Origin of the sequence: Rhizobium sp. CF080 (assembly GCF_000282095.2) — a bacterium.
GTDB lineage: Bacteria > Pseudomonadota > Alphaproteobacteria > Rhizobiales > Rhizobiaceae > Neorhizobium.
Map to the genome: position 1 here is coordinate 908,981 of NZ_AKKC02000004.1, position 24,492 is coordinate 933,472.

Genomic DNA, 24,492 nt, shown 5'->3' on the forward strand with positions numbered 1-24,492 from the left:
TCAGTGTCGTTGTCGTCTTGATCCTGAGGGTTTGGTTATTTCTTCTTGCCCGCAGAGCGCGAGAGATGCCGCGGGTCGAGCACATCGCGCAGGCCGTCGCCGAGCAGGTTGAAACCGAGCACCGTCACCATGATCGTGGCGCCCGCTATGATTGCCAGCCACGGCTCGTCCCGCATGAAGCGTGTCCCGTAGGCGAGCGTCCAGCCCCAGGTCGGCGCCGGCGGCGGCAGGCCGAAACCGAGGAAGCTGAGCGCCGATTCCGAGATGATCGCGGTGCCGAAGCCGAGCGAGGCGAGCACGATGATCGGCCCTATCGCATTGGGCAGGATTTCCTTGACGAGGATGCGGACCGGATGGGCGCCGAGCGCCCTCGCGGCCTGCACATAGTTCTGCTCGCGCAGGACCAGCGTCGTCGCGCGAACCACGCGTGCATATTCCGTCCATGCGACCACGATGATGGCAATCGCCACGTTGACGATGCCGGGGCCGAGCACCGCGACGATGGCGAGTGCGAGCACGATCGCCGGAAAGCCCAGGAAGATGTCGGTGATCCGCATCAGGATCAGGTCCGTCCAGCCGCCGAAATAGCCGGCGGCGAGCCCAACCGTCGTGCCGATGAGAGCCGACGCCGTGACCGAGATGCAGGCGATGGTCAGCGAAACGCGTGCGCCGTAGATCAGCCTCGTCCAAAGGTCCCGCCCGAAATTGTCGGTGCCGAGCCAGTGGGTGAGCGTCGGGCCGGAGAAGCGGTTGCGCATGTCCATCTGCTCGATGCCATGCGCCGACAGATAGGGCGCAAAGACGGCGCAGATGACGATCGCCAGCACGATCGACATGCCGAGGATCAGGGAGATATTGCGGAAACGCCTGGATAATCTCATGAGCCTCAACCCAAACGGATGCGCGGATCGACGACCGCATAGAGAAGATCGACGACGAGGTTCACCAGCGCGAAGATGATCGCGAAGGTGAGCACGATGCCCTGGATGAGCGGCAGGTCGCGCTGCGAGATCGCCGTGATGGTCAGTTGACCGAGGCCCGGCCAGGCGAAGATGGTTTCGGTCAGCACCGCGCCGCCGAGCAGGGCGCCGAAACGCAGGCCGACGACGCTCAGCACCGGGAGGAGTGCGTTGCGGAATGCATGGCGAAGGATGACGCGCTGGCGGCGCAGGCCCTTGGCATAGGCGGTGCGGACGAAGTCCTCACGCAGCACTTCGAGCATCGCCGTGCGCACGAGCCGTGAGATGATCGCGGCGGAGTTCGCCGCAAGTGCCACTGCCGGCAAAAGAATATGCGCGAAACTGTCGATGAGAACCTGCGGCCGACCGGTCAGAGCGGCCCAGAGCGCTTCGGGGAAGGGCGCACCGCGGCCGATTGCCGGAAGCCAGCCGAGCGTCACGGCAAAGAGCAGCATCAGCAGCAGGCCGAGCCAGTAGACCGGCATCGAAACCCCAAGCTGGGCGAAAATCATCGATACGGTATCGACGATCGAGCCTTGTCTCGTGGCAGCCAGCACCCCGAGCGAGATGCCGACGAGACAGGCAAGGATCAGTGCGACAACCGCAAGCTCGATGGTCGCGCCCAGCCGACCGGCGACGATTTCCGACACCGCCTGATTCTGGAAGATCGAGCGGCCCATGTCGCCCTGCAGCAGGCGGGCGAAATAGGCGCCGAGGCGGACATACCAGGGATCGTTGAGGCCGAGCGCGTTGCGCAGGTTGTTGATCGCTTCCGCCGACGCCTCCTGGCCAAGCAGGACGGAGGCCGGATCGCCGGGGATCAGCAGCAACAGGCCGAAGGTGACGACGACCATGCCGGCCGCCATCGGGATGAGCAGCAGCAGACGGCGGACGATATAGGCTAGCATGGGGCGGCTCCCCTTGGCTGTGCCGGAGCGAGGGTCATGACAGCACGATCTCCTCGAAGCGGCGCGGGAATTTCGTGAGTGAATCCGGACCTTGCCCGGTGACGAGAACCGTGTCGGCGAGGCGAAAACCGCCAACCTCGGGCACGTAGAGCGCAGGCTCGCTCGAACAGATCATCCCTTCCCGGAGAATAGTCTGGTCGCCGGCCTCGACCCAGGGCGGTTCGTGGAAGGCAACGCCCATGCCGTGGCCGACGCGGTGCTTGAGATAAGGACCCATCCCCTGTTCGCGGATATAGGTAAGCGCGGTGATATCGGCAGAGGCGCAGGTGCGGCCGGCGACGAGGCCTGCCGTGCCCAGCCGCTGCGCTTCCTGGGCGATGGCGTAATATTTCTCGTGATCCTTGCCGGGTTCGCCGAGCACGAACGTGCGCTCGCTTTCCGCCGAGCGGCCGCCGACCCGGCAACCCAACGACAAGATAAAGCTCTCGCCCGGCTGGATGCGGCGGTGAGAAATGATGCCGTGCGGATAGGCCGAGTTCGGTCCGCCATAAACCAACCCACCCGCCAGCGTCGGGACATTCATGATGTCCTCGTGCTCGTTTTCCATGATGTCGAGCGCATCACGCACCACATGCGCCTCCAGCACTATCTCGCTCGGCAACGGCTTGCCGGCCCGGAAGGCTTCGGTGACGAGATCGACGCCCGCCTGGACCATGGCGTCGGATATGCGCGCCGCCTCGCGATGCAGCCGCAGCTCCTCGGGATATTTCACCTGCCGCATCCTGGCGACGATATCCGTCGGCATAACGCGGTTGTTCGGAAAGAGGCCGGCGAGCTCCGCCGCCCGTCCCACCGAAAGCCCGTGGGAATGGGCGATATCGCCTGTGATTTCGCCGATCGAACGCGCGAGCAGCGAAAAGGCCCGGTCTACACCCGGAAATTCGAAATAGACGAGGGTTTCGGCCGCCACGTCCTGACGGTCGGCGTGCTCGCGCTCCAGTTCGGGGATCAGCAGGATCGCATCCGTTGCGGTCAAAGCCAGCGCTACCGGCCGCTCGTTCGGTCGGAATGAAAAGCCCGTCGTGTAGAGTACGTCGTCAGCAGCATCGAGGATCAGCAGGCCCACGCCCTTTTCCTCCATGCGGGCACGGATATCGCGATGGAGCCGCTGGTAGAATTCCGGTGCTAGACGCTGGCTGAAACCCATTTTCCGAACCTCAGGCGATGATGACGTCTTCGAGCTTGCGGGGATAGAGCGTCATGCTGTCCGGCCCTTCGGCCGTAATCAGCACGGTATCGGCGATGCGGTAGCCAGCAAAGCCCGGCACGAAGATCGCCGGCTCGCTGGAGGTGATCATGCCGGGCTCCAGGATCGTCTGGTCGCCGCCTTCCACCCAGGGTGGCTCATGGAACATGATGCCCATGCCATGGCCGACGCGATGGAGCAGGTATTTGCTCATGCCGCTGTCGCGGATATAGGCGAGCGCCAGGTTGTCGGCGGAAGCACAGGTATGCCCGGCGATCAGTGCCGCAGTCGCCATGCGCTGCGCCTCGTAGGCGACGGCATAATGCTCCCGTTGCAGCTTCGACGGTTCGCCGATGAAGAAGGTGCGTTCGCTTTCCGAAGCGCGAGCGCCAACCCGACAGCCGAGCGACAGGATGATGCTTTCGCCGATCTTCACCGGATTGCCGGTCGGCATGCCGTGGGGGAAGGCGGAGCGGGCGCCGGAATAGACGAGCCCGCTCGCCAGTCCCTGCACCAGCAGGACGTCCTCATGCTCCTCGTGCATGGTGCGCATGGCGTGGCGCGAAACGTAGGATTCGATCTCGACCTCGCTCGGCAACGGGCCGCCCTTCCGCATCGCCTCGCGGATCAGCTCGACGCCGACCTCGACCATCCGGTCGGACAGGCGCGCGGCCTCGCGGTGCAGGGCGATTTCTTCCGGATGTTTCCGGAGCCGCATCTGTTGGACGATATTGCTCGGGATCACCCGTTCCGCATTCGGAAAGGCGCTTTCGATGGGTTTTACCCGGGCAAGCGAGATCGCGTGGCCATAGGCGACCGTTCCCCTGAACCCGGCAAACTTCCGGCCAAGCACCGCGTGCCACGGGTCGATCCCTGGAAACTCGAAATAGACGATCGCCTCTGCGGCTATGTGCTGGTGTGCCGCGTGGGTACGCTCCAGCTCCGGAAGCAGCAGGAAAGCCTCCGTCGCCGTGATCGCCACGACGACCGGCCGCTCTGTCGTATAATGCGAAAAGCCCGTCGTGTAGATGACGTCGTCGTTGGAATCGAGAAGCAGCAGATCGATGCCGGCCGCCTCCATCCGTTTGCGGATGTCGGCCTGAATTTTCGCATAGAAGTCCGCGCCGAGACGCTGTGAGAAAGCCATCGGGTCACCCTGGAACACGATATGGGAACTGCAATTTCGGTCATGGCGCGCGGGCCGGCCTCCAATACTGGATTGGCGGGCCCGCGATCTGAACATCAGTCCTTGAGGCCGATCATGCCGCGCATGTTGCCGCGCGAGGTCGCCTGCACCTCGAAGGGCAGTTTCTTCGAGTAGAAGAGCTGGTAGCCCTGGTAGGAGACGATGTAATAGGGCAGGTCGCTCGCCAGCAGCGTTGCGGCCTTCCGGTAGGCTGCGGTGCGATCCGCCTGGGTGGTTGCCGAACGGCCCTGCTTCAGGAGATCATCGACTGCCGGATTGGAATATCCGCCCCAGTTGGTCGAGCCGCCGGTGGTCAGCTGGGCGAACAGGAGACGGTCGGGATCGACGATGTTCAGCCAGCCGAGCAGCGCGATCTGGTGCTGGCTCTTCTGCACGTAATTGGTGGAGAAGGAGGGCCAGTCGCTGATCTGCGTCTTGGCATCGACGCCCGCGGCCTGGAAATTCGCCTGCATGAATTCGACCGTCTGAACGCGGTTGCTGTCTTCGCTATGAGTGGACAGAACGATACTCAGCGGCTTGCCGCCCTTGTCGAGGATACCGTCGCCATTGGTGTCCGCCCAGCCTTCTTCCTTGAAGAGCTTCTTGGCACCCTCGACGTCGAAGCCCGGCTGCTTGATGTCCTTCGAATAGGCCCAGGACGAGGGCAGGACGATCGAGGAAGCCACTGCGTCGACACCCTGATAGATGTCGTTGACGATTGTCTTCTGGTCGATCAGCATCGAGAAGGCCTGCCGCATCTTCGGGCTAGAGAGCAGCGGATCCTTGGTGTTGAAGTTGATGTAAGTCACGCCGAGGCCCGGCTGAACGACGGCGCCGAAGCGCTTGTCCGCCTGCAGGCGCTTGATGTCCTGCGGTGCCAGCGGCGACTGGATAATGTCGAGGTCGCCGGCTTCGAAGGCCTGGGCGCGGGCCGAGCCGTCACCGATGATCTTGATGGTGACCTTGTCCACCTTCGGCTTCTCGCCCCAGTAATTCGGATTGGGCTCGAGCTGGATGGCGCTGCCGCGTGTCCAGGAGGCGAATTTCATCGGGCCTGCGCCGACCGGCTTCAGCGCGATGTCCGTGCCGCCTTCGACCAGCGCCTTTGAAACGATGCCGATGTCGAGATAGCTGAGCAGCGGTGCATAAGGTGCGGAAAGCGTGAATTTCACCGTCTGGGGATCGACCGCCTCCACGGCCGAAATCGGCGTATAAAGCGCCCGCATCGGCGCGTTGAAATCCTTGTTCAGGATCGAGCTGAAGGTGAAGACGACGTCGGCGGCCGTCAGCGGGCTGCCGTCCGAGAATTTCAGGTTCGGGCGGAGCTTGAAGATCCAGGTCGTCGGATTGGGCGTTTCCCAGCTTTCGGCGAGATCCGGTTTCGCTTCCAGGCTCGGTGTCGTGTGGATCAGCCCGGAATAGATGAGGTCGATCACGCGGTAAGCGGTCGTGTCGCGCGAAAGGCGCGGGTCCAGCGTGCCGGCATCGACGTCTGTCCCGATGGTGACGGTGGCGGCCTGCGCGGACGAAAGGGCGGTGAAGGAAAGTCCTGCAAGCAGGAACGCGGCTGTGATCGATAGTGCTTTGCTCATGTCTGTTCCCCTTATTGGTTTGGTTCATTCAAAGCGTTGCTCGTATCAGCGGGTCTTGGTCCTCCGCGATGCGAGTTCGGAAACCCTGGCCGGCGCTTCGCCGTCCGTGATCTTGTTGTGGCGCAGTTCGGCAAGTGCCGGTGCAAGAAGGTTCTCGAGCACGCCGGGATCGGGCGAATGGCGGTACTCGAAGCAGCGCTTGTTCGGTCCGGCGAGATCGGCGACGTGGTCGGCGCCGGAGGCGAAGATGACGACATCACAACGGGCGATGATGTCGGCGAGATCGTCGGCATAGGACCATGCGACCGTAATGTCGGAAATATGCGGTGCGAACTCGCGCACGCTCGGGCGCATGATGGCGATGTAGTCCTTGAGTTGGGTGACGGCGGCGACCCGGGTGCGCGGATCGAGAAGTGCGAGCGACTGCCGGGTCCGCTCCGACGGGATGAAGCGGATCGCCAGGATATTGGCCTCCGGCACAAAACCGCGGATCTCCACCTCGCGATGCACGAAGGTGAGCACGAGGTCGGCATTGCGGCACTGCTCGCGGACTTCGGCGCTGTCGCGTACCTGATCGGCGGTGACCAGGCTGATCACGTCATTCGCCGCAAGCGTCGGGCGGATCTGCTCGACATAATCGCGCGCCGGCGCCTCGAAGATGCCGACGAAGACGATGTTCAGATGAACCCGCGGTTTCCTGAGCCGCGCCTGGGCCTGGACCATCGAGGCGAGCGTGACCGGCGAAATCCCGAGCCGTTCGGCCTTTTCGAGCAGGCTGTCGATATCCGCGCTCAGCACGTTCGCCGGCGCCCCGCGACCGATCTGCCGGTTCGGCTCATAGACGGTAAAAGCCCCGAGGCCAGCCCGGATCTCCACCAGCCCCTCGGCCCGGAGCTGCTTGTAGACTTCGGCCACGGTCATCGGCGCGATGTCGAGTTCGGCGGCCAGCTGGCGCACCGACTGCAGTTTCACGCCCTTCGGCATGTCGCCAAAGGACAGCATATAGGCCAGCAGTCCGTAGAGCTGCTTGCCGACCGGAACCGGGAGGGAGCGGTCGATGCTGGAGGCGTCGATGGTGAACATATGTGTATTACTCGTTTGATACACCAACCGTAACACGGGCTACGCCAATGGCAATCCCCTGGATAAAATTTTGCACATTTTGGCGGCAAGGCAATTGAATGCCTTGAAAGATTCCAATTATATAGCTTTTCCCAAGCGGTCCGCGCGGCAGACGGTCCTTCTTGAATGGTGAGGTGTATCAATGGATTATGTCAATCTTGGCCGGACTGGCCTGAAAGTCTCGCGTCTCGCGCTCGGCTGCATGACTTTCGGATCGAGCGAATGGGCGCCATGGGTGCTGGGTTTCGAAGACAGCGCCAAGATTCTCCGCCAGGCGGTCGATCTCGGCATCAACTTCTTCGACACGGCCGACATGTATTCGCTCGGCAAGAGCGAGGAGATCACCGGCAAGGTGTTGCTGGACCTTGTTCCCCGCCACAAGCTTGTGATCGCCACCAAGCTTTTCCATCCCATGAGTACCGACATCAACGACCGCAGCCTGTCACGCAAACATATCCTCGACGCGGTCGACGGCAGCCTGAAGCGCCTCGGTACCGACTATATCGACCTCTACCAGTTGCACCGTTTCGACTACGGCACGCCCTTGGAGGAGACGCTGGAGGCCCTGAACGATGTGGTGCGAGCCGGCAAGGTCCGTTACCTCGGCGCGTCCTCCATGCATGCCTGGCAGTTCATGAAGGCGATCGGGATGCAGAGGCAGAATGGTTGGGCGCCGTTCGTTTCGATGCAGCCGCACTACAACCTCATCTATCGCGAAGAAGAGCGCGAAATGCTGCCGCTCTGCCTGAGCGAAGGCGTCGGCGTCGTGCCGTGGAGCCCGCTTGCCCGTGGCCGGCTGGCAGGTCGGGCTGATGGCGAGACGACCCGCGGGCAGACAGACAACACGGCTCGGTCGCTCTACGACCGGACCAAAGCCGCCGACGATGCGGTGATTGCCGCCCTCAAGGCAGTCGCGCAGCGGCACGATAGACCGATGGCGCAGGTCGCCTATGCCTGGGTCGCGAGCCGTCCGGTGGTGACGGCACCGATCGTCGGAATCTCGAAGCCGGCCCAGTTCGAGGATGCCGTCAAGGCGTTGGACATCAGCCTCACCGCCGAGGATGTGGCGGATCTCGAGCGGGGCTATCTGCCGAAGCCGATTGCCGGCCATGTCTAACCGCGGACAGGTTCGACAAAGGTGAAATTGCCGACCACTTCAGCGTCGTCGAAACAAAGGCTATCGCTGGATCAGCTCCGGCTTGGGAGGATCACATCGCGGATGTGATCCTCCCATTCGCCAGTTAAAGACCGACCTTGAATTCGGCTTTGGTCTTTGCCTTGATTTCTTCCAGGGTGACCCCCTCGGCCAGTTCGATCAGCACCATTTCCGGGGCGCCGGTCCTTGCGATCGTGAAAACGCCGAGATCGGTGATGACGAGATCGACGACCCGCTTGCCCGTCAGCGGAAGATCGCATTCGGGCAGAAGTTTGGACTCGCCCTTGGCCTCGTGCTCCATCAGCACGACGACGCGCTTGACGCCGGCGACGAGGTCCATGGCGCCGCCCATGCCCTTGGCCATCTTGCCCGGGATCATCCAGTTGGCGAGGTCGCCATTGCTGGCCACCTGCATGGCACCGAGGATCGACAGGTCGATGTGACCGCCGCGGATCATCGCGAAACTGTCGGCCGACGAAAAGAAGCTCGTCATCGGCAATTCGCTGACCGTCTGCTTGCCGGCATTGATGAGATCGGCGTCGACTTCGTTCTCGAGAGGGAAGGGGCCGATGCCCAGCATGCCGTTTTCGCTCTGCAGCACGACATCGATCCCGTCTGGAATGTGGTTGGCCACCAGCGTCGGAATGCCGATGCCGAGATTGACGTAGAAGCCGTCCTGAAGCTCGCGCGCGGCGCGCGCGGCCATCTGATCGCGTGTCCAGGCCATTACACCGCCTCCGTCTGTGCGGATCTGACGGTCCGCTGTTCGATATGTTTCTTCGCATCGGGAACATGGAGAAGTTTCGAGACGAAGATGCCCGGCGTATGGATATGGTCGGCATCGATCTGGCCGACGTCGACGAGGTGTTCGACCTCGGCGACAGTGAACTTGCCCGCCGTCGCCATCATCGGATTGAAATTGCGGGCCGTCTTGCGGTAGACGAGATTGCCCTCGGTATCGCCCTTCCAGGCGTGGATGAGGGATACGTCCGCCAGCAGCGCCATTTCCATGACATACTGCTCGCCGCCGAACTCCCGTATCTCCTTGCCTTCCGAAATGATCGTGCCGACGCCAGTCTTTGTGAAAAAGGCGGGGATGCCCGCGCCGCCGGCGCGGATCCGTTCGGCAAGCGTGCCTTGCGGATTGAATTCGAGTTCGAGTTCCCCCGACAGGAATTGCTGCGCGAACAGCTTGTTCTCCCCGACATAGGAAGAGATCATCTTGCGGATCTGGCGGGTTTCCAGGAGCAGGCCGAGGCCTATTCCGTCCACCCCGGCATTGTTTGAAATGACGGTGAGGTCCTTGACGCCGGAAAGCTTGACCGCCTCGATCAGGGTTTCCGGTATTCCGCAAAGGCCGAAGCCTCCCGACATGATCACCATGCCGTCCTTCAATACGTCTGCCAGCGCCTCAGTGGCGCTCGATACTATCTTTTGCATCTCGTCCCATCCGCCTCCTACGAAATTGCCGATGGTGTGAAAGTAAGGCTTGATGGGCCGTAGCAGCTAGCCGTATTTATACTGCATGTCTGCTTCTCAAACACCAACTTCTTTTCCTGATCCGGATCAGAGCCATCGCTTCTTGCTGGCGGAGATGCCGGTGCCCATGGTCTATGCGCGGCATAGGATCATTCGCGATTGCAATGTCGAGTTTGCGACGCTTTTCGGGCTCCGCCGGGAGGAGATCCTGGATCGGAGTTTTGCGCGCCTCTATCCGAAAATCGCCGACTTTGTCCGTATCGGCCATCTGTGGCGCAGCCATCTGCCCGGCGGGCAGGTCTTTTACGACGAGCGGATCATGACGCGGGGCGATGGCGGACGCTTCTGGTGCAGGGTGAACGGCCGAAGCCATCATCCGACCGATCCGTTTGCCGAGGCGCTCTATTGTTTCCAGGCCATCAACCGGCCGATCAAAAGCGCCAGTCCCACCTTTACCGACCGGCAGCACCAGATCATCACTCTGGTCGCGCAGGGGAAGAACAACGCGATGATCGCTGACGAGCTCGGGCTTTCGAAGCGCACGATCGAATCTCACCGCGCACGGCTTATGCGCGCGATCGGCGTGCGGAATTCGGCCGAACTGGTCGCCTGGTTCGCGGCAGGTCATAGACGGCAAGAATAGTGGCGGATTGGAACCGCATGTTCCCTGTCCTTGACCATGGCTGAGAAATGTAGTGCATCCATTTGGTTGCTAAACCACCATATTTGCTCCACCAACTTCCCGCACTATAGTCTCGACATCGCAAATGGGATCAAAGCTGAATGCGCATACAACACGGTTTTCTCGGCATTTTCCTTGCAATTGCCTCGTCGGCATATGCTCTGGAGGTTGGGCCGCCGCCGGTTTTGTCGCCGCTACAGAGCCAGGCGCAAGCTGCGCATTTGAGTGCACAATTGCTGACGCGCTATGCCTATAAGCCCGTTCCGCTCAACGATTCCCTGTCGGCCAAGATTATGAACCGGTTCATCAAGTCTCTGGATCCGGACCGCGTTTTCTTTCAGCAAGCCGACGTCGACAAGTTCATGGCCGGCAGCGCCAAGATCGATGACGCCATCGTCCAGGAAGACCTGGATATTCCGTTTTCGATTTTTAACGTCTATGCGCAGCGTGTGATCGACCGCATGACGTATGCGCGCGACTTGCTCAAGCAGAACTTCGATTTCAGCGTGCGGGAAAACTACTCTCTGGTGCGCGACGAGGAACCTTGGCCGCAATCGGAGCCGGACAGCAATGAATTATGGCGTAAGCGCGTCAAGAGCGACTGGCTGCAGTTGAAACTGGCGGGCAAAAACGATGCGGCAATTCGCGAGACGCTCGACAAACGCTATCAAAACATCCTCGATCGGGCCTACAAATACAAGAGTGACGATGTTTTCCAGTCATTCATGGCGGCCTATACAACATCCGTTGATCCGCACACCGACTACTTCGGTGCCGCCGCTTCGGCTGAATTTGACATTTCCATGAAGCTCTCGCTGGTTGGTATCGGTGCGGTATTGCAGGAACGCGATGGCTACACGACGATCCGTGAGCTCGTACCGGGTGGGCCGGCGCAATTGTCCGGGAAGCTGGCGGTCGGGGATCGCATTATCGGTGTCGGTCAAGGCGATGATGGCGCGGTAAAGGAAGTCGTGGGCACCCGCCTTGATGAAGTCGTGCAATTGATACGCGGGGCGAAGGATTCCGTCGTTCGCCTGGACATCTTGCCGGCAGACGCCGGGGAAAATGGCAGCCATCGCCTCATCAGTCTGGTGCGCGACAAGATCAGCCTCGAAAAGCAGGCCGCAAGGAAGACCATCCTCTCCGTGAAGGACAGCGGTGGCACGCGCAGAATTGGCGTCGTTACCCTGCCGGCGTTTTATGAGGACTTCGAAGCGCGGCGAAAAGGTGACAGAAACTACAGAAGCGCCAGCCGCGACGTTGCCAAGCTTCTTGGTGAACTCAAGCGGGAAAACGTCGATGGCGTCCTGATCGACTTGCGCGACAACGGCGGGGGGTCCTTGGCCGAGGCGATTGATTTGACAGGCCTGTTTGTCGGAAAAGGCCCTGTGGTCCAGCAGCGCGATGCAGAAGGTAAGGTCGAGGTAGCAAGCGACGATCTGCCCGAACCTGTCTGGGCAGGTCCGGTCGGTGTCCTGATCAATCGCGGTTCGGCGTCGGCTTCCGAGATTTTTGCTGCAGCGATACAAGATTACGGTCGGGGCGTGATTGTCGGCGACCCGAGTTTTGGCAAGGGCACCGTGCAGACTGTTATCAACCTTGACAATGTCGCCCACAACAGCAAGCCGAAATTCGGTGAGCTGAAATTGACGATCGCGCAGTTTTTCCGCGTCAACGGCGGTACGACACAGCTGCGAGGCGTAACGCCCGATATCAGCTTGCCGGGCCTTTCGGACCCGAAGACCCTCGGCGAGAGTAGTTATGACAATGCGTTGCCGTGGACTGAGATCAAGCCGGCAAGGTATACGTCTGCGGGCGACATGAGGGCGTTGCTGCCGCAACTGCAGAGCCGCCACGATGCTCGGGTCCGGAACGATCCGGATTTCCAACATTTTGTCGAAGACGCCGCCGAACTGAAGGCCCTTCGCGAGAAACGCGTCATCTCCCTCAATGAAACCGAACGGCGTAGTGAACGGATTGCTCTGGCAGATCGTCTCAAGGCGCGCGAGCAGGCAAACGGCGATCTGGTTCGCGGCGGAGACGATGGCCTGCAAGCCAATGAGCGTAGCCTGAGTGCCGATATCGCCATTGAAAATGCCCGCAAAAACGCAAAGGACGTCTTGCAGAACGAAGCTGCCTCGATCGTTGCCGATGAGGCGGATTTGCTGGAAGGCGGGTCAAAGGCCGCGACACAGCGAACCGGTAATGCCAACGACAGATAGTCATCTCCTCAAGGCGAATAATATAAGCCGCCCACGAAGCCGCGGCGTAGGTCATTCTGCGTAGGTGAAGGTCGAGCGCCTCCATCAGTCAGTTCTGAGATGAGCAGTTTGCAAATATTGCTGTTTTGTTGATTTGGCTTGCTATGTCTTGGCGCTTCCACAGCCGTCCGCCCAGCGCGCGCTTGTTGCAAGTGGCCGAGTGTGCCAGGACTAGGCGCCAGTTGGGTTTCCGCTAGCCTTCGGGCAGAATGACGCCCTTCAGCGATGCGATGGCGATCCGTGGCGTGGTAAATCAGTGGCTGTCTCAAACGCAGTTCGCGGTAGGGAAGACGAACGGGAATGAGCAATTCGGCGACATCCCACATCCGTTCGTCCCTGGAGCCGTCGCCATCCGCAGTGACCGGCTGGTATGCGGTGGCGGTGCTTTGTGTCGCCTTGCTGGTCTCTTATACCGACAGGCTGATCATCAATCTCGTCGTCGATCCGATCAGGGGCGACCTCACTCTGACGGACGTGGAGATCAGCCTGCTTCAGGGGGCCGGATTTGCCGTCATATTTGCGATTGCGGGCCTCCCAAGCGGACGGCTGGCGGATTCCGTCAATCGCCGAAACCTGATTGCAGCCGGTGTCCTGCTTTGGTCGATGGCCACCGTCGCCTGCGGGCTCGCCCTCGGCTTCTGGAGCTTCTTTGGCGCCCGGGTGGCCGTGGGGATGGGCGAGGCGGCGCTTGTGCCGGCGGCATCCTCGTTGATCATCGACTTCTTCTCGCCGCGCCGGCGGGGCACCGCGCTTGGAATTTTCTCGCTCGGGGCAACGTTCGGGGCGGGAGGCGCGCTGTTGATCGGCGGGCTTATTCTGGGCTGGATCGGAGCTGGATGGTTCAAGTCGGCGCCTCTGATCGCCGAATTGGCGCCATGGCGGCAATTGATGATCCTGGTTGCCGTTCCCGGCTTTGCCTTGCTGCCCTTCCTCCTGTCGATCCCCGAGCCCATGCGGCACAGCAGATCCGGCCTGCTTCCGCTCTCGGCGGTTTTCCAGCGCCTGATCGCGGATAGGGGGACGGTTTTGCGCGTCTGCCTGGTGAAGGGCGTTCTGTCCGTGGGCGACAACGGCCTTATCGCCTGGATGCCGACGCTGCTGCAGCGCTTCTACGGCATGACGGCGCTCGAAGTAGGTGCGCTTCTAGCCCTTTCGGTCTCGGTCAGCGGGGCAATCGCGTCCGTCTTGGGCGGGGCGCTGTCCGACTGGTTTGCGCGTCACTGGGGTGTGTCCACGCGGATCGTGTTGCTGTTGGGTTGCTACTTGCTGACCGTCGCGGGCGCGACCACGGTTTTCTTTGCAGGCACCGGGCATCAGGCTGCGCTAGCCCTTGGCATATGGGCGTTCGGGTCCATCGGCGGTTATGTCATCGGGCATGTGGTGATGCAGGAAAGCGTCCCGAGCGAGATGCGGGCGACGACGATTGCCTTGTCACTGACGTTTATCGGCCTGATCGGGATTGGCCTCGGGCCGACCCTCGTGCCCCTGGTGGCCAAACACGGGTTCGGCGGCGAAGAGGCGCTGCAGCCGGCGATGGGTACGGTCAGTTTGCTCGCTGCCCTGCTTGCGTTCGGCGTCATCTGGCCGCCCATTCGGGTCGGCATCGTTGCCTTGAGATCGCGGGAAGCCAAGTCCTAGACGCTGTGGGGAATGGCTGGAACGATCAGGTTGATCCGACTTTCACAAGGCCCGTCGAGTGTCGAGCAGCGCGCGGGCACGCCTGAGATCGCCCGTCGAAAACCCTTCCTGGAAACGGGCGTAGGCGGAAGCCAGCATGTCCTCAGCCTCGTCGCTACCCCCACGTTCGCGCGAAAGCTTCACCAGGCTGATCGCGGTACGCAGTTCCCAGGACAAAGCGCCGTCGCGGCGTGCGAGTTCGATCGACTTCCGATAACACTCGGTTGCCTCGTCTCGCCCGGCAGGATTCTGGAAGCGAATGACATTGCCCTTGATGCGCAGCATTTCGGGGATGCCGACGACCTGTCCGCGGCTTTCCGAGATTTCCATCGCCTCGTCGATGGCTGCAAGTCCGCCCGCAAGGTCGCCTTGGCGGGCAAGCGCCTCGCCGTAATTGGTGAGATAGTTGGGGTACCGCATGCGGAAACCGCCATCGCGCACCTCGGCAAGTGCATCGCGGTAAGCTGCCAGATCGAAGTGGCGCCCGGTATAAAGGTTCAATCGGCCGCGCGTACACATTCCCATATTCCGCCAGATCGACAGGCCATGCCTGGTCGCATGTTCGAGGCCGCTGTCGAGATAACCCCAGGCCGATTCGTAATCGCGGACATACATGGCGATGATGAGCGAGCCGTGCAGAAGTGCGTAGCAGAGCGAAACGGCGTAGTTGGAGGCCTCGGCTTCTTTCAGTTGCCGCTCAGCCACCGCGGCCGCCTGGTCCGGAAATCCCTGCAGCCAGAGAACCGTCGCCAGCGCGCCCTGTGCGGTCAGCCGCTGGTCGAACTCGAAGCGGGCGACGTCCGAGCGTAGATTTTGAGTAACAGGTCTTCGGACGATGTTCTCGAGCTGGTGCCGGGAGGCGGCCAGTGCCCCCAGCCAGGAAAGGGCGGACCCGGCTTGCGCATTGGCGTCGCCTGCGGCCTCCTCATGTCCTGTTTCGAGCGCCCGGATTCTCTTGGCGACGGCAATCGCCGAATGGGAGTCGCCGGTCCATAACTCGTATTCAGACAGGCCCCGAAGGCAGGCCACCTGGAGATCCGTGTCGTTGAGCTCCTCGGCGAGGCCGAGCGCCTTGGTCAGAGCCGACTTGACCTGCAGCAGGGGACCGCGCGTGTGCAGCAATGTCGCCCCGAGCGTCAGGTTCAGCATCAAATCGTCCCGGATGCTTCGATGGGCACGAAAGCGGTCGTCCAGTGCCCGTTCGACCGCCATCCGGCATTCCTCGACCAGCGACACCTGCTTGCCGAATGGAATGGCCGCCACCGTCAGCCTCACGCCGAGCGCGGCGGTGGCGGGGCCAGTAAAAGCCCACCGCATCGCATCACGCAGATCGTCGGTCTTGGCGCCATAGCGGGCGAGCCATTCGGCACGCGACAGGCGATCCGCATCGGCCTTTGCCAGCGCGACGAGATCGAGGCAGTGTTCCGCGTGGCGCAGTCTGGCGCTTTCGAGTTCGTCGTTCGCGGCCAGCTTTTCGAGTGCATAGGCGCGGGTGGTGTCGAGCATTCGATAGCCCACTTCGGTGTCGAACACCTCGGCGGTCAGCAGCGACTTGGCAACCAGGCTGGCGATATCCTCGATGACCCTAACGCGATCGATATGCTGATCAGTGGCGACGGCGCAGGCCGAGTCTAGGCTGAAGACGCCGGCGAATATGGCAAGCCGGCGCATGACGGCGCGTTCGCTTTCGGAGAGAAGGTCGTAGCTCCAGTCGATCGTTGCCGTGAGCGTGCGATGGCGTTCAATACCGCCCCTGTGGCCCTGCAGCAGCCGGAAACGGTCATCGAGCTGCTCCAGCAATTCGGCAATGCCGAACGCATCGACGCGGGTCGCGGCCAGTTCGATGGCGAGCGCCAGACCGTCGAGCCTGCGGCAGATTTCCGCGGCAAGCGGCGCATCCGCGTCGCTGAGACTGAAGGATTCGAGCCGGTCCACCGCACGGTCGACGAACAGCTGGATGGCCGGGAAAGCCAGTGCGGCCTCCGCCCTGAGTTCGCGCGTCTCGGCCGGAGTGGCCAAACCCGGCAACCTGCGAACCCGCTCACCCTTCACCCGAAGCGGTTCACGGCTGGTCGCCAGAATTTTGACGCCAGCCGCGTCCGTCAGAATCCGGTCGATGCTAGCGGCGACGGCGTCGATGATATGTTCGCAGCTGTCGAACACGAGCAGCATTTCGCGGTCACGGAGAAATCCGCTCAGCGCCGCGAGCATGTTGGCGGAATGCGCCGCAAGGCCTATGGCCGTGGCGATGACGTTCGGGACAAGGGTCGGGTCCTTGAGCGGGGAGAGGTCGATCAGCCAGACACCGTCTCTGGAAAGCCCCACCGAATGCTCGGCGACCGCAAGGGCAACGGTCGTCTTGCCGATCCCGCCGGCGCCGACGATCGAGACGATACGGGCATCCTGCAATTCCCTGAGGATCGCGTTGATCGCATCCTGCCGGCCGACGATGCGGGTGGTTGCGGTCGGCAGGTTGTGGTTGCGTGGTGCCGTCAGCTCGGCATCAGGTGAGAAGAGAGTCGAGCCGGAATACTGGACCGGCGCGATGAACCGATAACCTCGACCGACGACGGTCGCGATATAATGCGAGCTGTCCTCACCCTCATCCAGCGCTCGCCTCAGCGCGGCCATGTTGACCTTGAGATTGCCTTCCTCGACAATCGTGTCCGGCCAGACGCGGGACAGGAGTTCGCGCTTGCCGACGACTTCTCCGGGACGTTCGACCAGCACCGTCAGGATATCCAGCGCTCGCCCGCCAATGCGAACGGGCGTCTTGCCACGCATCAGCAACTGGCGTTCGGGGAGCAATTGAAATGGCCCGAAGAGGAATGACCGCGAATGCCGCGGCGCAAGATCGCTCACCACATCGTCCCCCTTCATTCGAAGTCAATTGTCCCGGCTGCCTGAATAACATGCCGGGAGCCCGCCATGGAAACAAAAGCTCTTAAAGGGGAAACGCCATGGCGCAACTATGCCTCACCAAGCTGCATCGCTTTTAACCGGAATTAACTCGGCGGACGACGATCGGCATGGCAAGATCCCCACCGGTTTCAAAGCCCGATTTCCAGCACTCAACGGCTCTCGCCCAGATGGATCTCCGCCAGCAAGGCGGAGATCCCTGTTGGCTTGGCTGCCGGGCTGCCGGCTCGATCAGGGCAGCAATGCTGAGGATGCCTGAATGCCGCTGCTCACTCACGGGGATCGAAAATATCACCCCACTACGCTGATCGGCGATGCGGCCGAATGGGAGGCGCTGCGCGTCGAGCACAGGCATATCCGGTCTGGAGCGCAGAATTGCGTCAGGCCGGAATGCACGGAATTCGTCCATATCCTGTCAGGCCAGGCGAGGCTCCGGCGCATGGGCGACGGGCAGGTGCAGGAAGGTATCGCACGGCCGGGAACGAGCTGGCTGGTGCCGGCCGGCACCCACGAGACCCTGCTCGAGCTCGATGGCCCGGTCGAATGCCTGCTTGTCTTCCTGCCCGCCAAATTGCTCGAAGACACCGCACTCGCCGACTACGGGATCGATCCGGACAGAACCCGGCTGGCTTATGCTGGCGGTTTTACCGATCCCATGCTGGTGCAGATCAGCGCGAGCCTGTATGGCGTGCTCGGTCGCGACGCCCAGCCTGTCGTTCGTATCTTCGCCGATGGCCTGCGCACCGCGCTCGCGGCACACCTCCTCGGCAACTATACCGTCGATCGCTGGCGGCCGTCGACACGGGCGCCTTCGCTCGATGCGAGGCGGCTGCAGCGAGTGCTCGATTTTATCGAGGCGAAATTGGGGGACGACATCGCGCTGGACGATCTGGCCCGCGAAGCCTGTCTCAGCCCATTCCATTTTTCGCGTCTTTTCCACGACACGACCGGACTGCCGCCGCATCGCTACGTGATCGAGCGCCGCATTCGGGCCGCTCAGCAGATGCTCTTGTCCGGACGGTCCAGCATCGCTGAGATCGCTCTCGATACCGGCTTCGGGTCGCAGGCCAATTTTGCCCGCACGTTCCGAAAGGTGACCGGGGTAACGCCGCGCCAATATCGCGAATTGCCCGCGTGCTGACGGGCAGTGGTCCACGCTCGTGGTGCAGAACAGCAATATCGGCGCAGAGCTGCGCAATATTTCGAAATACCGTCACCCTTTCCACGCTCTAGAAGTCGCTCACGGGGTCGCAGGCTGCTCGACCCGCTCGGATCCGGAGGCATGAGGTGAGGGCGAAGATTATTCGAAGAGTTGCCGGCGCCGTCGCGCTCCTGCTTGTCGCGGCAGCTGTCTACCTCTGCTTCTGGCCGGTTCCCGCGACGCCGGTGTCGTGGCCGGCTCCAATTCCGCCCGGTTATACTGGCGCTCATGCGGTCAACACGCGTCTCTCCGGCCTGCGCAAGATCGACATCGGGACCGAATTCGGCCCGGAACACATGGCGATCGGACGGGACGGCAAGCTCTATGCGGCCATGACCAGCAGCAACCTGCTGCGCATGGATGCCGATGGCGGCAACAGGGAAGTGTTTGCCAACACGGGCGGGCGGGTTCTCGGTTTCGACTTCGACGCCGAGGGGCGGATGATCGCCGCGGACGCGATGAGGGGATTGCTCGCCATAGACACTGGCGGAACGGTGAGTCTGCTGGCCGACCGCGTGAGCGCGGGTGACCCGATCGGCTATGCCAACTCCGTCGTCGTCGCGTCGGACGGAACCATCTATTTCACGGAATCGTCGACGCGGTTCTCTCCGGTGAAATGGGGCGGGACCCTGGAAGCGAGCGTGCTCGACATCATCGAGCAATCGGCGAGCGGTCGGGTGCTCGCCTATGATCCCGCAACCGGCAGAACGCGGATCGTCGCTCGCGGTCTCTCGTTCGCCAATGGAATTGCCCTTTCATCTGATGGGCAGAGCCTGTTCGTCAACGAAACGGGCCGGTATCGGATCTGGAAGATCGATGGCCATGCAAATGACCTGGCCGTCGGCAGCGGCTCGCCGCAGGCCCGCGTCCTGCTCGACAATCTGCCGGGCTATCCGGACAACCTGATGCGGGGACGCGACGGGCGCATCTGGGTCGGCCTGTTCAGGCCGCGCAACCCGGCGGCGGATTCACTTGCGGAGCGGCCGTTCCTGCGGAAGATCCTACTGCGGTTGCCACGATCCTTCCTGCCGACCGGCGAGCTCTACGGGCACGTCTTCGCGATCAACGAGGAAGGCCGCGTCACCGAGGACCTGCAGGATCCCAAAGGCGCCTATCCCGAGACGACCGGAGCGACCGAAACGGCCGACCGTCTGTACATCCACAGCCTGCACGCGCCTGCAATCGGCTGGTTGCCGCGATAACGCGCCGATCATTTGCGGACCGGCAGTCATTCTCAGTGGCGTTCAACGCCGGCGGAGGACGGGTGCGGTACGTCGATCCATCAATTTTGACATCGTGGCCCCGCCGCTTGGGCCGGGCCATCTAGCAAAGGAGAACTGCCATGTCGTTCAAGCATGTCATCGCAGCGGCCGCCATCAATGCCGCGGGCCTGATGTCGCCAACCTGGGCGGCCGACGCGCCGTCGATCTTGCTGGTACACGGAGCCTGGGCCAACGGATCGAGCTGGGCAAAGGTGGTGCCGCTCCTGCAGGCGCGGGGGCTCGATGTCGTTGCCGTGCACAACCCGCTGTCTTCGCTCGAGGCGGACGTCGCGGCGACGCGCCGGGTCATCGACGATCGGCAGGGCGATGTGATCCTGGTCGGTCACTCCTATGGAGGGGCGGTGATTACCGAGGCCGGCAACAGCAAAAAGGTGCGCGCGCTGGTCTACGTAGCGGCCTTTGCACCATCGCCGGGGCAGTCGGTCAACGCGATCGTTGGAGCGGCACCCCGGCCGCCGGAATGGTCGAAGGAAATCCACGCCGACGCCAAGGGCGCGCTCACCTGGTCGGCTGCGGGAATGGCACGCTATTTCGCGCCCGATCTTCCAGCCGGCGAGGCGGCATTGCTGGCGGCGACCCAGGCGCCGCTTTTCGCCGGCGCTTTCGACGGCAAGGTAACATCCGCCGCCTTTACCCAGAAGCCGAGCTGGTTCGTCATCGCCGACAACGACCAGATTATTCCGGCAGCCCTGCAGCAGGTTTTTGCCCAGACGATGAAGGCGACGACCAGCCATGTGGCATCGAGCCACGTGCCGATGCTGTCGCAGCCGCAGGCGGTGGCAGATGCGATTTTTGCGGCTGTCGACGGTACGAAGTGACCGCGTTGCTCGTCTCGATGCTCTTCCGGCGGGAGAACGGCCGGTCTCCGAAAAGGAGCAATCAGGTTCAAACAAACAGCAATATTCGCAAAGAGTGCGATCCCCCATCGGGCTAACCTGCTGATCATAAACAGAGCCCGCCATCGCAGCATCCGGTTGGATCCGGATGCAATCTGGCATGGCAGTCCCTTCACCCGTGGGCGCAGTCGCTCCGGGATATCGTCAATTCCAATGCTGTTGGAGAGCATTATGAAAAACGCCAGCCCCGCGCAGAGGCAGCTCGGCCTTCGCATCCATGCCATCGTTTTCGTTCCGGTGATCATCGTACTTGTCATCGTCAACCTGTTGATCGGCTCGCCCTATTGGGTTCACTGGGTTCTGTTGGGCTGGGGCGTCGGCCTGATTGCCCATTGGTGGTCCGTCCGCCGCCAGGACGCTGGCAAGACCGGAACCCCTTGAGGTTTTCAACGCGCGATGACGTTTCCAGAATAAAGGAGGTGAACCATGTCTGTTTCGAACGATGCCGAAATGGTGGAGGCAGCTGCCGGAGCCGTCAGCGAAAGTGCCTCTCCCGTCGATGAAGCCGTCGCCGCCCCCGCAGCAAGATCGGGCAGGCTGACCCTGCTGGCATTGGCCTTGGGAACGTTCTGCATCGGCACCACCGAATTTGCCAGTATGGGGATTATCCAGCTTTTCGCAGCGACCCTCGGGGTCGACCTGGCAACCGCAACCCATGCGATCACGGCTTACGCGATCGGCGTGGTGGTGGGCGCTCCGGCGCTTACTCTCGCGGCAGCTCGGCTGAACCGTCGTTCGCTGCTGCTTCTCCTGATCGGCGTTTTCGTCGTCGGCAATATCCTGTCCGCGCTTGCCGATGGGTTGGGTCTTTTCGTCGTCGCACGCTTCATCAGCGGCCTGCCGCAGGGCGCCTATTTCGGAGCGGGGGCGGTTGTGGCCTCCCATGTCGTCGGCCCCGGGCGCTCCGGCCAGGCCTTTGCGATCGTCATGACCGGGCTGACGGTTGCGACCATTTTCGGCTCCCCGCTCGCAACCTTCCTCGGGCAGACCCTCGGCTGGCGTGAAACCTATCTGTGTATCGCGGCGCTCGGCATGATTTCTTTCCTGTCGATCTGGGTCTTTGTTCCCCGCACCGCGGAGCTCGACGGCGCCTCGATCATCCATGAACTGAACGGCCTTCGCAGGGGCCGGGTGTGGCTGATGATGGCGGTTGCGGCACTCGGCATCTCCAGCATCTTCGCCGTCTATACCTTCATCGCACCATTTGTGACGGATCTGGTGATGCTGCGCCCGGAAATGATCCCCGTCGCCCTCGCCATCTTCGGAATCGGAATGACGGCCGGCAATCTCTATGGCGGGCGGCTGGCCGACATGTACCATAGCCGCGGCATCGTCGCGGGTTATGGATGCGCGCTGGCGGTACTCGTCGTCCTGGCGCTCTGGGGCACGAATTCCTGGCTGCTCTTTTCGGCGATGTTCGGGGTGGGGGCGACGATGATGGCGGCGATCCCGACCATTCAGGTTCGGTTGACAAGCCTCGCCCCGGAGTCCGCCACCTTGATGGGCGCGATGAACCTGGCATCCCTCAACGTTGCCAATGCGCTCGGCGCATGGGCGGGCGGCATCACGATCGGCGCAGGGCTGGGCCTTCTGTCGACCGTCTGGGCGGGCTTCATCCTGACGTCGGCCGGGCTGATCCTGTTCATCACGACAATGACCGCCGAGCCTGCCGGCGTAGACACGTGACGATCCGGCTGAGGCGACGGATGCGGATCCGCCGGGTCTGCCGCGCAACGGCGTAGGAGAGCGATTTTTCGGAGCGACCATGAGACCTCGGGTAACCTTGCACATGATGTCCAGCATCGATGGTCGGATCGCCACCGCAGGCTGGCCGATTTCGGTCGACGCCGGCGAGGCCTATGAGATGCTGCACCGGGACCTGCGCAGCGACGCGTGGCTCGTCGGGCGGACCACAATGGCGGCGTTTGCGGACGGCGAAGCCCGTCCTGTTGTCACCGACCAAAGCTATCCGCGCCAGACCTGGAAGGCGGCAGGCGCGGGAATGGCCCCCTATGCCATCTATCTCGACAGGTCGGGGCACCTGCATCTCAACCGGGAACGCGTGAACGGCGACGCCTTGATCGCGGTCCTGACCACGGCTGTCTCCGACCACTACCTTGCCGAACTGCGCAGGGACGGTATCTCATACATCTTTGCCGGTGAGGCCGATCTCGACCTGAGCCGAGCGCTGCATATCCTTCGCACCGAGTTCGGTATCGAAACTCTGCTGCTGGAAGGTGGCGGGGCGATCAACGGAGCTTTCCTCGGGGGCGACCTGATCGACGAAGTCAGCCTGCTGATCCTGCCGATTGCCGATGGCAAGCCGGATGTGCCGACCACGTTCGACGACAATCTCGAGGGAGCGCGGCCCTTGGACTTCATTTCGGCAGAAAACCTCGATGGAGGTATTCTGCATTTGCGCTACAGGGTTTTGTCCGGCCGCCCGGGCACCAGTACGTAAGCACCGGCATAGCTGGACCTATTCAGACGGCCCGCCATCGACAGCCAGGAAGGAAACTGAAAATGCCACTCAAGGATATTCTCCCCAGCCGACTTGGATTCGGTGCCGCGCCGCTCGGCAACATGTTTCGCGCCATTCCCGAAGACGAGGCGCTGGCGACGGTGGAGGCGGCCTGGAACGACGGGATCCGTTATTTCGACAATGCGCCCTTCTACGGCGCGGGTCTTGCGGAAATCCGCATGGGTGAGGCGCTCGCGGACAAGCCGCGCGGCGAATACGTGATCAGCACCAAGGTCGGCCGGCTCGTGCTCGACGAGATCGAAGACGTCAGCGACAGCGGCTTCGGCGAGAACGGCGTGTTCAAATACGGCCGCGCCAACAAGGTCGTGAACGACTATTCCGCCGATGCGACACTGTGTTCGATCGAGGGCAGCCTCGAGCGGCTGAAGACCGATCATATCGAAATCGTCTGGGTGCATGACGTCGCCCAGGATTTTTACGGCGACGAGTGGCTGAGCGTGTTCGAGAGCGCCCGCACCGGTGCGTTCAAGGTACTCGATCGACTGAGGGACGAGGGCGTCATCAAGGCCTGGGGTCTCGGGGTGAACCGTGTCGAGCCGATCGAACTCCTGCTCGGGCTCCAGGAGCCGCGCCCGGACGGGTTCCTGCTCGCTGGCCGCTATTCGCTGCTGGATCATGATCGCGCGCTTCAACGGGTGATGCCGATGGTCGCCGAGCGCGGTCTCGGCATCGTCGTCGGCGGGCCCTATAGTTCCGGCGCCCTCGTCGGCGGCCCGAACTTCGAATATGCGCCTGCGACACCGCAGATCCTGGACAAGGTTGCCCGGATCAAGGCGATCGCCGAGCGCTACGGCGTCAGCATGAAGGCCGCCGGCCTGCATTTCGCGCTGGCCAATCCAGCCGTTGCCGGCGTCATTCCAGGCGCCAGCCGGCCGGAACGCATCTCGGAAGATCGCGTAGCCTTCGCGGAGCAGGTGCCGGCCGACTTCTGGCGCGAATTGCGGCAGGCGGGCCTCGTCAATCCCTTAGCCCCAGTGCCGGCGGCGGATTGAATCGAGGGCCGGATCTTTCGAAGGCTCGCGGCCGGACAAGGCCAGAATGTGCATCGACGCGGCAACATCCGAGATCGCAATCCAACTCAAAAAAACGGCAGTATCGACGCAAATGCCATCATTGGTTTAGTCAATATTTCGGGCTATGGTGCGCCGAAAATTTCTAGAAGTTCTTTCCGAACCCGGAACCGGTGAATGCACTCATCGGCAATGCATTGCCCACTTAGCGCTTTTGGAGAGCCTATTGAAGCATGTCAGCCGGCCGGTAAAGCCGCCTTTTCTATACGTCCATGGGAGCGAATTCGCCTTTGCCATGACGCAACCATTTGTCATCAATCTGTCGGCCGCGTCTGGCTCGGAGAGCCCGTCTTCCGGCGCTTTTAAAGTCTCA

General features: G+C 62.2%; 20 protein-coding genes. 11 read left to right on the forward strand and 9 right to left on the reverse strand.

From position 1 onward, the window contains the following. Nucleotides 1-35: 35 nt before the first annotated feature. The 6 genes from PMI07_RS11355 to PMI07_RS11380 form a co-directional block, all read right to left on the reverse strand. Nucleotides 36-881 carry an ABC transporter permease gene (locus tag PMI07_RS11355; RefSeq protein WP_007768275.1) on the reverse strand — a complete coding sequence of 282 codons (846 nt, stop codon included), beginning with the start codon at nucleotides 879-881 and terminating at the stop codon, nucleotides 36-38. Between the two features lie 5 nt (nucleotides 882-886). Continuing rightward, nucleotides 887-1,867, reverse strand: a complete 981-nt coding sequence (locus PMI07_RS11360; RefSeq protein ID WP_007768272.1) for an ABC transporter permease — start codon at nucleotides 1,865-1,867, stop codon at nucleotides 887-889. A 34-nt stretch (nucleotides 1,868-1,901) separates the two neighbouring features. Beyond that, the gene (locus PMI07_RS11365; protein WP_024163746.1) at nucleotides 1,902-3,074 is read right to left on the reverse strand and encodes a Xaa-Pro peptidase family protein; all 1,173 of its coding nucleotides are present in this window, start codon (nucleotides 3,072-3,074) and stop codon (nucleotides 1,902-1,904) included. Between the two features lie 10 nt (nucleotides 3,075-3,084). Continuing rightward, a complete protein-coding gene (locus PMI07_RS11370; protein WP_007753538.1) occupies nucleotides 3,085-4,260 on the reverse strand; it encodes a Xaa-Pro peptidase family protein in 1,176 nt (391 codons plus the stop codon). Nucleotides 4,261-4,355: 95 nt separating this feature from the next. Beyond that, nucleotides 4,356-5,891, reverse strand: coding sequence for an ABC transporter substrate-binding protein (locus PMI07_RS11375; RefSeq protein WP_007753539.1), 1,536 nt, complete (start codon nucleotides 5,889-5,891; stop codon nucleotides 4,356-4,358). A gap of 45 nt (nucleotides 5,892-5,936) precedes the next feature. Beyond that, nucleotides 5,937-6,974, reverse strand: coding sequence for a GntR family transcriptional regulator (locus tag PMI07_RS11380; protein ID WP_007753541.1), 1,038 nt, complete (start codon nucleotides 6,972-6,974; stop codon nucleotides 5,937-5,939). A 181-nt stretch (nucleotides 6,975-7,155) separates the two neighbouring features. On the opposite strand from PMI07_RS11380, the gene PMI07_RS11385 reads away from it, so the two are divergent. Beyond that, nucleotides 7,156-8,130 carry an aldo/keto reductase gene (locus PMI07_RS11385; protein WP_007753542.1) on the forward strand — a complete coding sequence of 325 codons (975 nt, stop codon included), beginning with the start codon at nucleotides 7,156-7,158 and terminating at the stop codon, nucleotides 8,128-8,130. A 124-nt stretch (nucleotides 8,131-8,254) separates the two neighbouring features. Here the strand turns inward: PMI07_RS11385 and PMI07_RS11390 are convergent, their stop codons facing one another. Together PMI07_RS11390 and PMI07_RS11395 are read right to left on the reverse strand one after the other, a co-directional pair. Further along, nucleotides 8,255-8,896: a 3-oxoacid CoA-transferase subunit B gene (locus tag PMI07_RS11390; RefSeq protein ID WP_007753543.1), complete on the reverse strand. Its 642-nt coding sequence runs from the start codon at nucleotides 8,894-8,896 to the stop codon at nucleotides 8,255-8,257. Next, complete coding sequence (locus tag PMI07_RS11395) at nucleotides 8,896-9,609, reverse strand: CoA transferase subunit A (RefSeq protein WP_007753544.1); 714 nt, start codon at nucleotides 9,607-9,609, stop codon at nucleotides 8,896-8,898. The genes PMI07_RS11390 and PMI07_RS11395 overlap by 1 nt, the downstream gene beginning before the upstream one ends. Before the next feature lie 85 nt (nucleotides 9,610-9,694). Between PMI07_RS11395 and PMI07_RS11400 the strand changes: the two genes are divergently transcribed. The 3 genes from PMI07_RS11400 (at nucleotide 9,695) to PMI07_RS11410 (ending at nucleotide 14,229) form a co-directional block, all read left to right on the forward strand. Then, entirely contained in the window at nucleotides 9,695-10,291 is a 597-nt protein-coding gene (locus PMI07_RS11400) for a PAS and helix-turn-helix domain-containing protein (protein ID WP_155956438.1), read from the forward strand. A 140-nt stretch (nucleotides 10,292-10,431) separates the two neighbouring features. Then, nucleotides 10,432-12,552 carry a carboxy terminal-processing peptidase gene (locus PMI07_RS11405; RefSeq protein WP_007753551.1) on the forward strand — a complete coding sequence of 707 codons (2,121 nt, stop codon included), beginning with the start codon at nucleotides 10,432-10,434 and terminating at the stop codon, nucleotides 12,550-12,552. A gap of 339 nt (nucleotides 12,553-12,891) precedes the next feature. Continuing rightward, complete coding sequence (locus PMI07_RS11410) at nucleotides 12,892-14,229, forward strand: MFS transporter (RefSeq protein ID WP_007753552.1); 1,338 nt, start codon at nucleotides 12,892-12,894, stop codon at nucleotides 14,227-14,229. 42 nt (nucleotides 14,230-14,271) lie between these two features. Here PMI07_RS11410 and PMI07_RS11415 read toward each other — a convergent pair whose 3' ends face one another. Next, nucleotides 14,272-17,130 carry a winged helix-turn-helix domain-containing protein gene (locus PMI07_RS11415; RefSeq protein ID WP_197032485.1) on the reverse strand — a complete coding sequence of 953 codons (2,859 nt, stop codon included), beginning with the start codon at nucleotides 17,128-17,130 and terminating at the stop codon, nucleotides 14,272-14,274. 316 nt (nucleotides 17,131-17,446) lie between these two features. Here PMI07_RS11415 and PMI07_RS11420 point away from each other — a divergent pair, with 316 nt between their 5' ends. The 7 genes from PMI07_RS11420 to PMI07_RS11450 all read left to right on the forward strand — a co-directional run bounded on the left by PMI07_RS11420 (nucleotide 17,447) and on the right by PMI07_RS11450 (nucleotide 24,101). Continuing rightward, on the forward strand, nucleotides 17,447-18,328 hold the full coding sequence (locus PMI07_RS11420) for a helix-turn-helix domain-containing protein (protein WP_024163748.1): 882 nt from the start codon (nucleotides 17,447-17,449) through the stop codon (nucleotides 18,326-18,328). Nucleotides 18,329-18,474: 146 nt separating this feature from the next. Continuing rightward, nucleotides 18,475-19,590, forward strand: a complete 1,116-nt coding sequence (locus tag PMI07_RS11425) for an SMP-30/gluconolactonase/LRE family protein (protein ID WP_007756887.1) — start codon at nucleotides 18,475-18,477, stop codon at nucleotides 19,588-19,590. Nucleotides 19,591-19,730: 140 nt separating this feature from the next. Then, nucleotides 19,731-20,489 (forward strand): alpha/beta hydrolase, encoded by a 759-nt coding sequence (locus tag PMI07_RS11430; protein WP_007756889.1) that lies wholly within the window; start codon nucleotides 19,731-19,733, stop codon nucleotides 20,487-20,489. A gap of 249 nt (nucleotides 20,490-20,738) precedes the next feature. Then, on the forward strand, nucleotides 20,739-20,948 hold the full coding sequence (locus PMI07_RS11435; RefSeq protein WP_007756891.1) for a 2TM domain-containing protein: 210 nt from the start codon (nucleotides 20,739-20,741) through the stop codon (nucleotides 20,946-20,948). A gap of 45 nt (nucleotides 20,949-20,993) precedes the next feature. Further along, a complete protein-coding gene (locus PMI07_RS11440) occupies nucleotides 20,994-22,253 on the forward strand; it encodes an MFS transporter (protein ID WP_007756892.1) in 1,260 nt (419 codons plus the stop codon). A gap of 79 nt (nucleotides 22,254-22,332) precedes the next feature. Further along, nucleotides 22,333-23,028, forward strand: a complete 696-nt coding sequence (locus tag PMI07_RS11445) for a RibD family protein (protein ID WP_007756893.1) — start codon at nucleotides 22,333-22,335, stop codon at nucleotides 23,026-23,028. Nucleotides 23,029-23,090: 62 nt separating this feature from the next. Beyond that, on the forward strand, nucleotides 23,091-24,101 hold the full coding sequence (locus PMI07_RS11450) for an aldo/keto reductase (protein WP_007756894.1): 1,011 nt from the start codon (nucleotides 23,091-23,093) through the stop codon (nucleotides 24,099-24,101). Nucleotides 24,102-24,492: the final 391 nt, after the last annotated feature.

Bases quoted from the DNA above. Each gene is read 5' to 3' on its own strand.
- PMI07_RS11355 (WP_007768275.1), bottom strand. From the start codon at position 881: ATGAGATTATCCAGGCGTTTCCGCAATATCTCCCTGATCCTCGGCATG.
- PMI07_RS11360 (WP_007768272.1), bottom strand. From the start codon at position 1,867: ATGCTAGCCTATATCGTCCGCCGTCTGCTGCTGCTCATCCCGATGGCG.
- PMI07_RS11365 (WP_024163746.1), bottom strand. From the start codon at position 3,074: ATGGGTTTCAGCCAGCGTCTAGCACCGGAATTCTACCAGCGGCTCCAT.
- PMI07_RS11370 (WP_007753538.1), bottom strand. From the start codon at position 4,260: ATGGCTTTCTCACAGCGTCTCGGCGCGGACTTCTATGCGAAAATTCAG.
- PMI07_RS11375 (WP_007753539.1), bottom strand. From the start codon at position 5,891: ATGAGCAAAGCACTATCGATCACAGCCGCGTTCCTGCTTGCAGGACTT.
- PMI07_RS11380 (WP_007753541.1), bottom strand. From the start codon at position 6,974: ATGTTCACCATCGACGCCTCCAGCATCGACCGCTCCCTCCCGGTTCCG.
- PMI07_RS11385 (WP_007753542.1), top strand. From the start codon at position 7,156: ATGGATTATGTCAATCTTGGCCGGACTGGCCTGAAAGTCTCGCGTCTC.
- PMI07_RS11390 (WP_007753543.1), bottom strand. From the start codon at position 8,896: ATGGCCTGGACACGCGATCAGATGGCCGCGCGCGCCGCGCGCGAGCTT.
- PMI07_RS11395 (WP_007753544.1), bottom strand. From the start codon at position 9,609: ATGCAAAAGATAGTATCGAGCGCCACTGAGGCGCTGGCAGACGTATTG.
- PMI07_RS11400 (WP_155956438.1), top strand. From the start codon at position 9,695: ATGTCTGCTTCTCAAACACCAACTTCTTTTCCTGATCCGGATCAGAGC.
- PMI07_RS11405 (WP_007753551.1), top strand. From the start codon at position 10,432: ATGCGCATACAACACGGTTTTCTCGGCATTTTCCTTGCAATTGCCTCG.
- PMI07_RS11410 (WP_007753552.1), top strand. From the start codon at position 12,892: ATGAGCAATTCGGCGACATCCCACATCCGTTCGTCCCTGGAGCCGTCG.
- PMI07_RS11420 (WP_024163748.1), top strand. From the start codon at position 17,447: ATGCCGCTGCTCACTCACGGGGATCGAAAATATCACCCCACTACGCTG.
- PMI07_RS11430 (WP_007756889.1), top strand. From the start codon at position 19,731: ATGTCGTTCAAGCATGTCATCGCAGCGGCCGCCATCAATGCCGCGGGC.
- PMI07_RS11435 (WP_007756891.1), top strand. From the start codon at position 20,739: ATGAAAAACGCCAGCCCCGCGCAGAGGCAGCTCGGCCTTCGCATCCAT.
- PMI07_RS11440 (WP_007756892.1), top strand. From the start codon at position 20,994: ATGTCTGTTTCGAACGATGCCGAAATGGTGGAGGCAGCTGCCGGAGCC.
- PMI07_RS11445 (WP_007756893.1), top strand. From the start codon at position 22,333: ATGAGACCTCGGGTAACCTTGCACATGATGTCCAGCATCGATGGTCGG.
- PMI07_RS11450 (WP_007756894.1), top strand. From the start codon at position 23,091: ATGCCACTCAAGGATATTCTCCCCAGCCGACTTGGATTCGGTGCCGCG.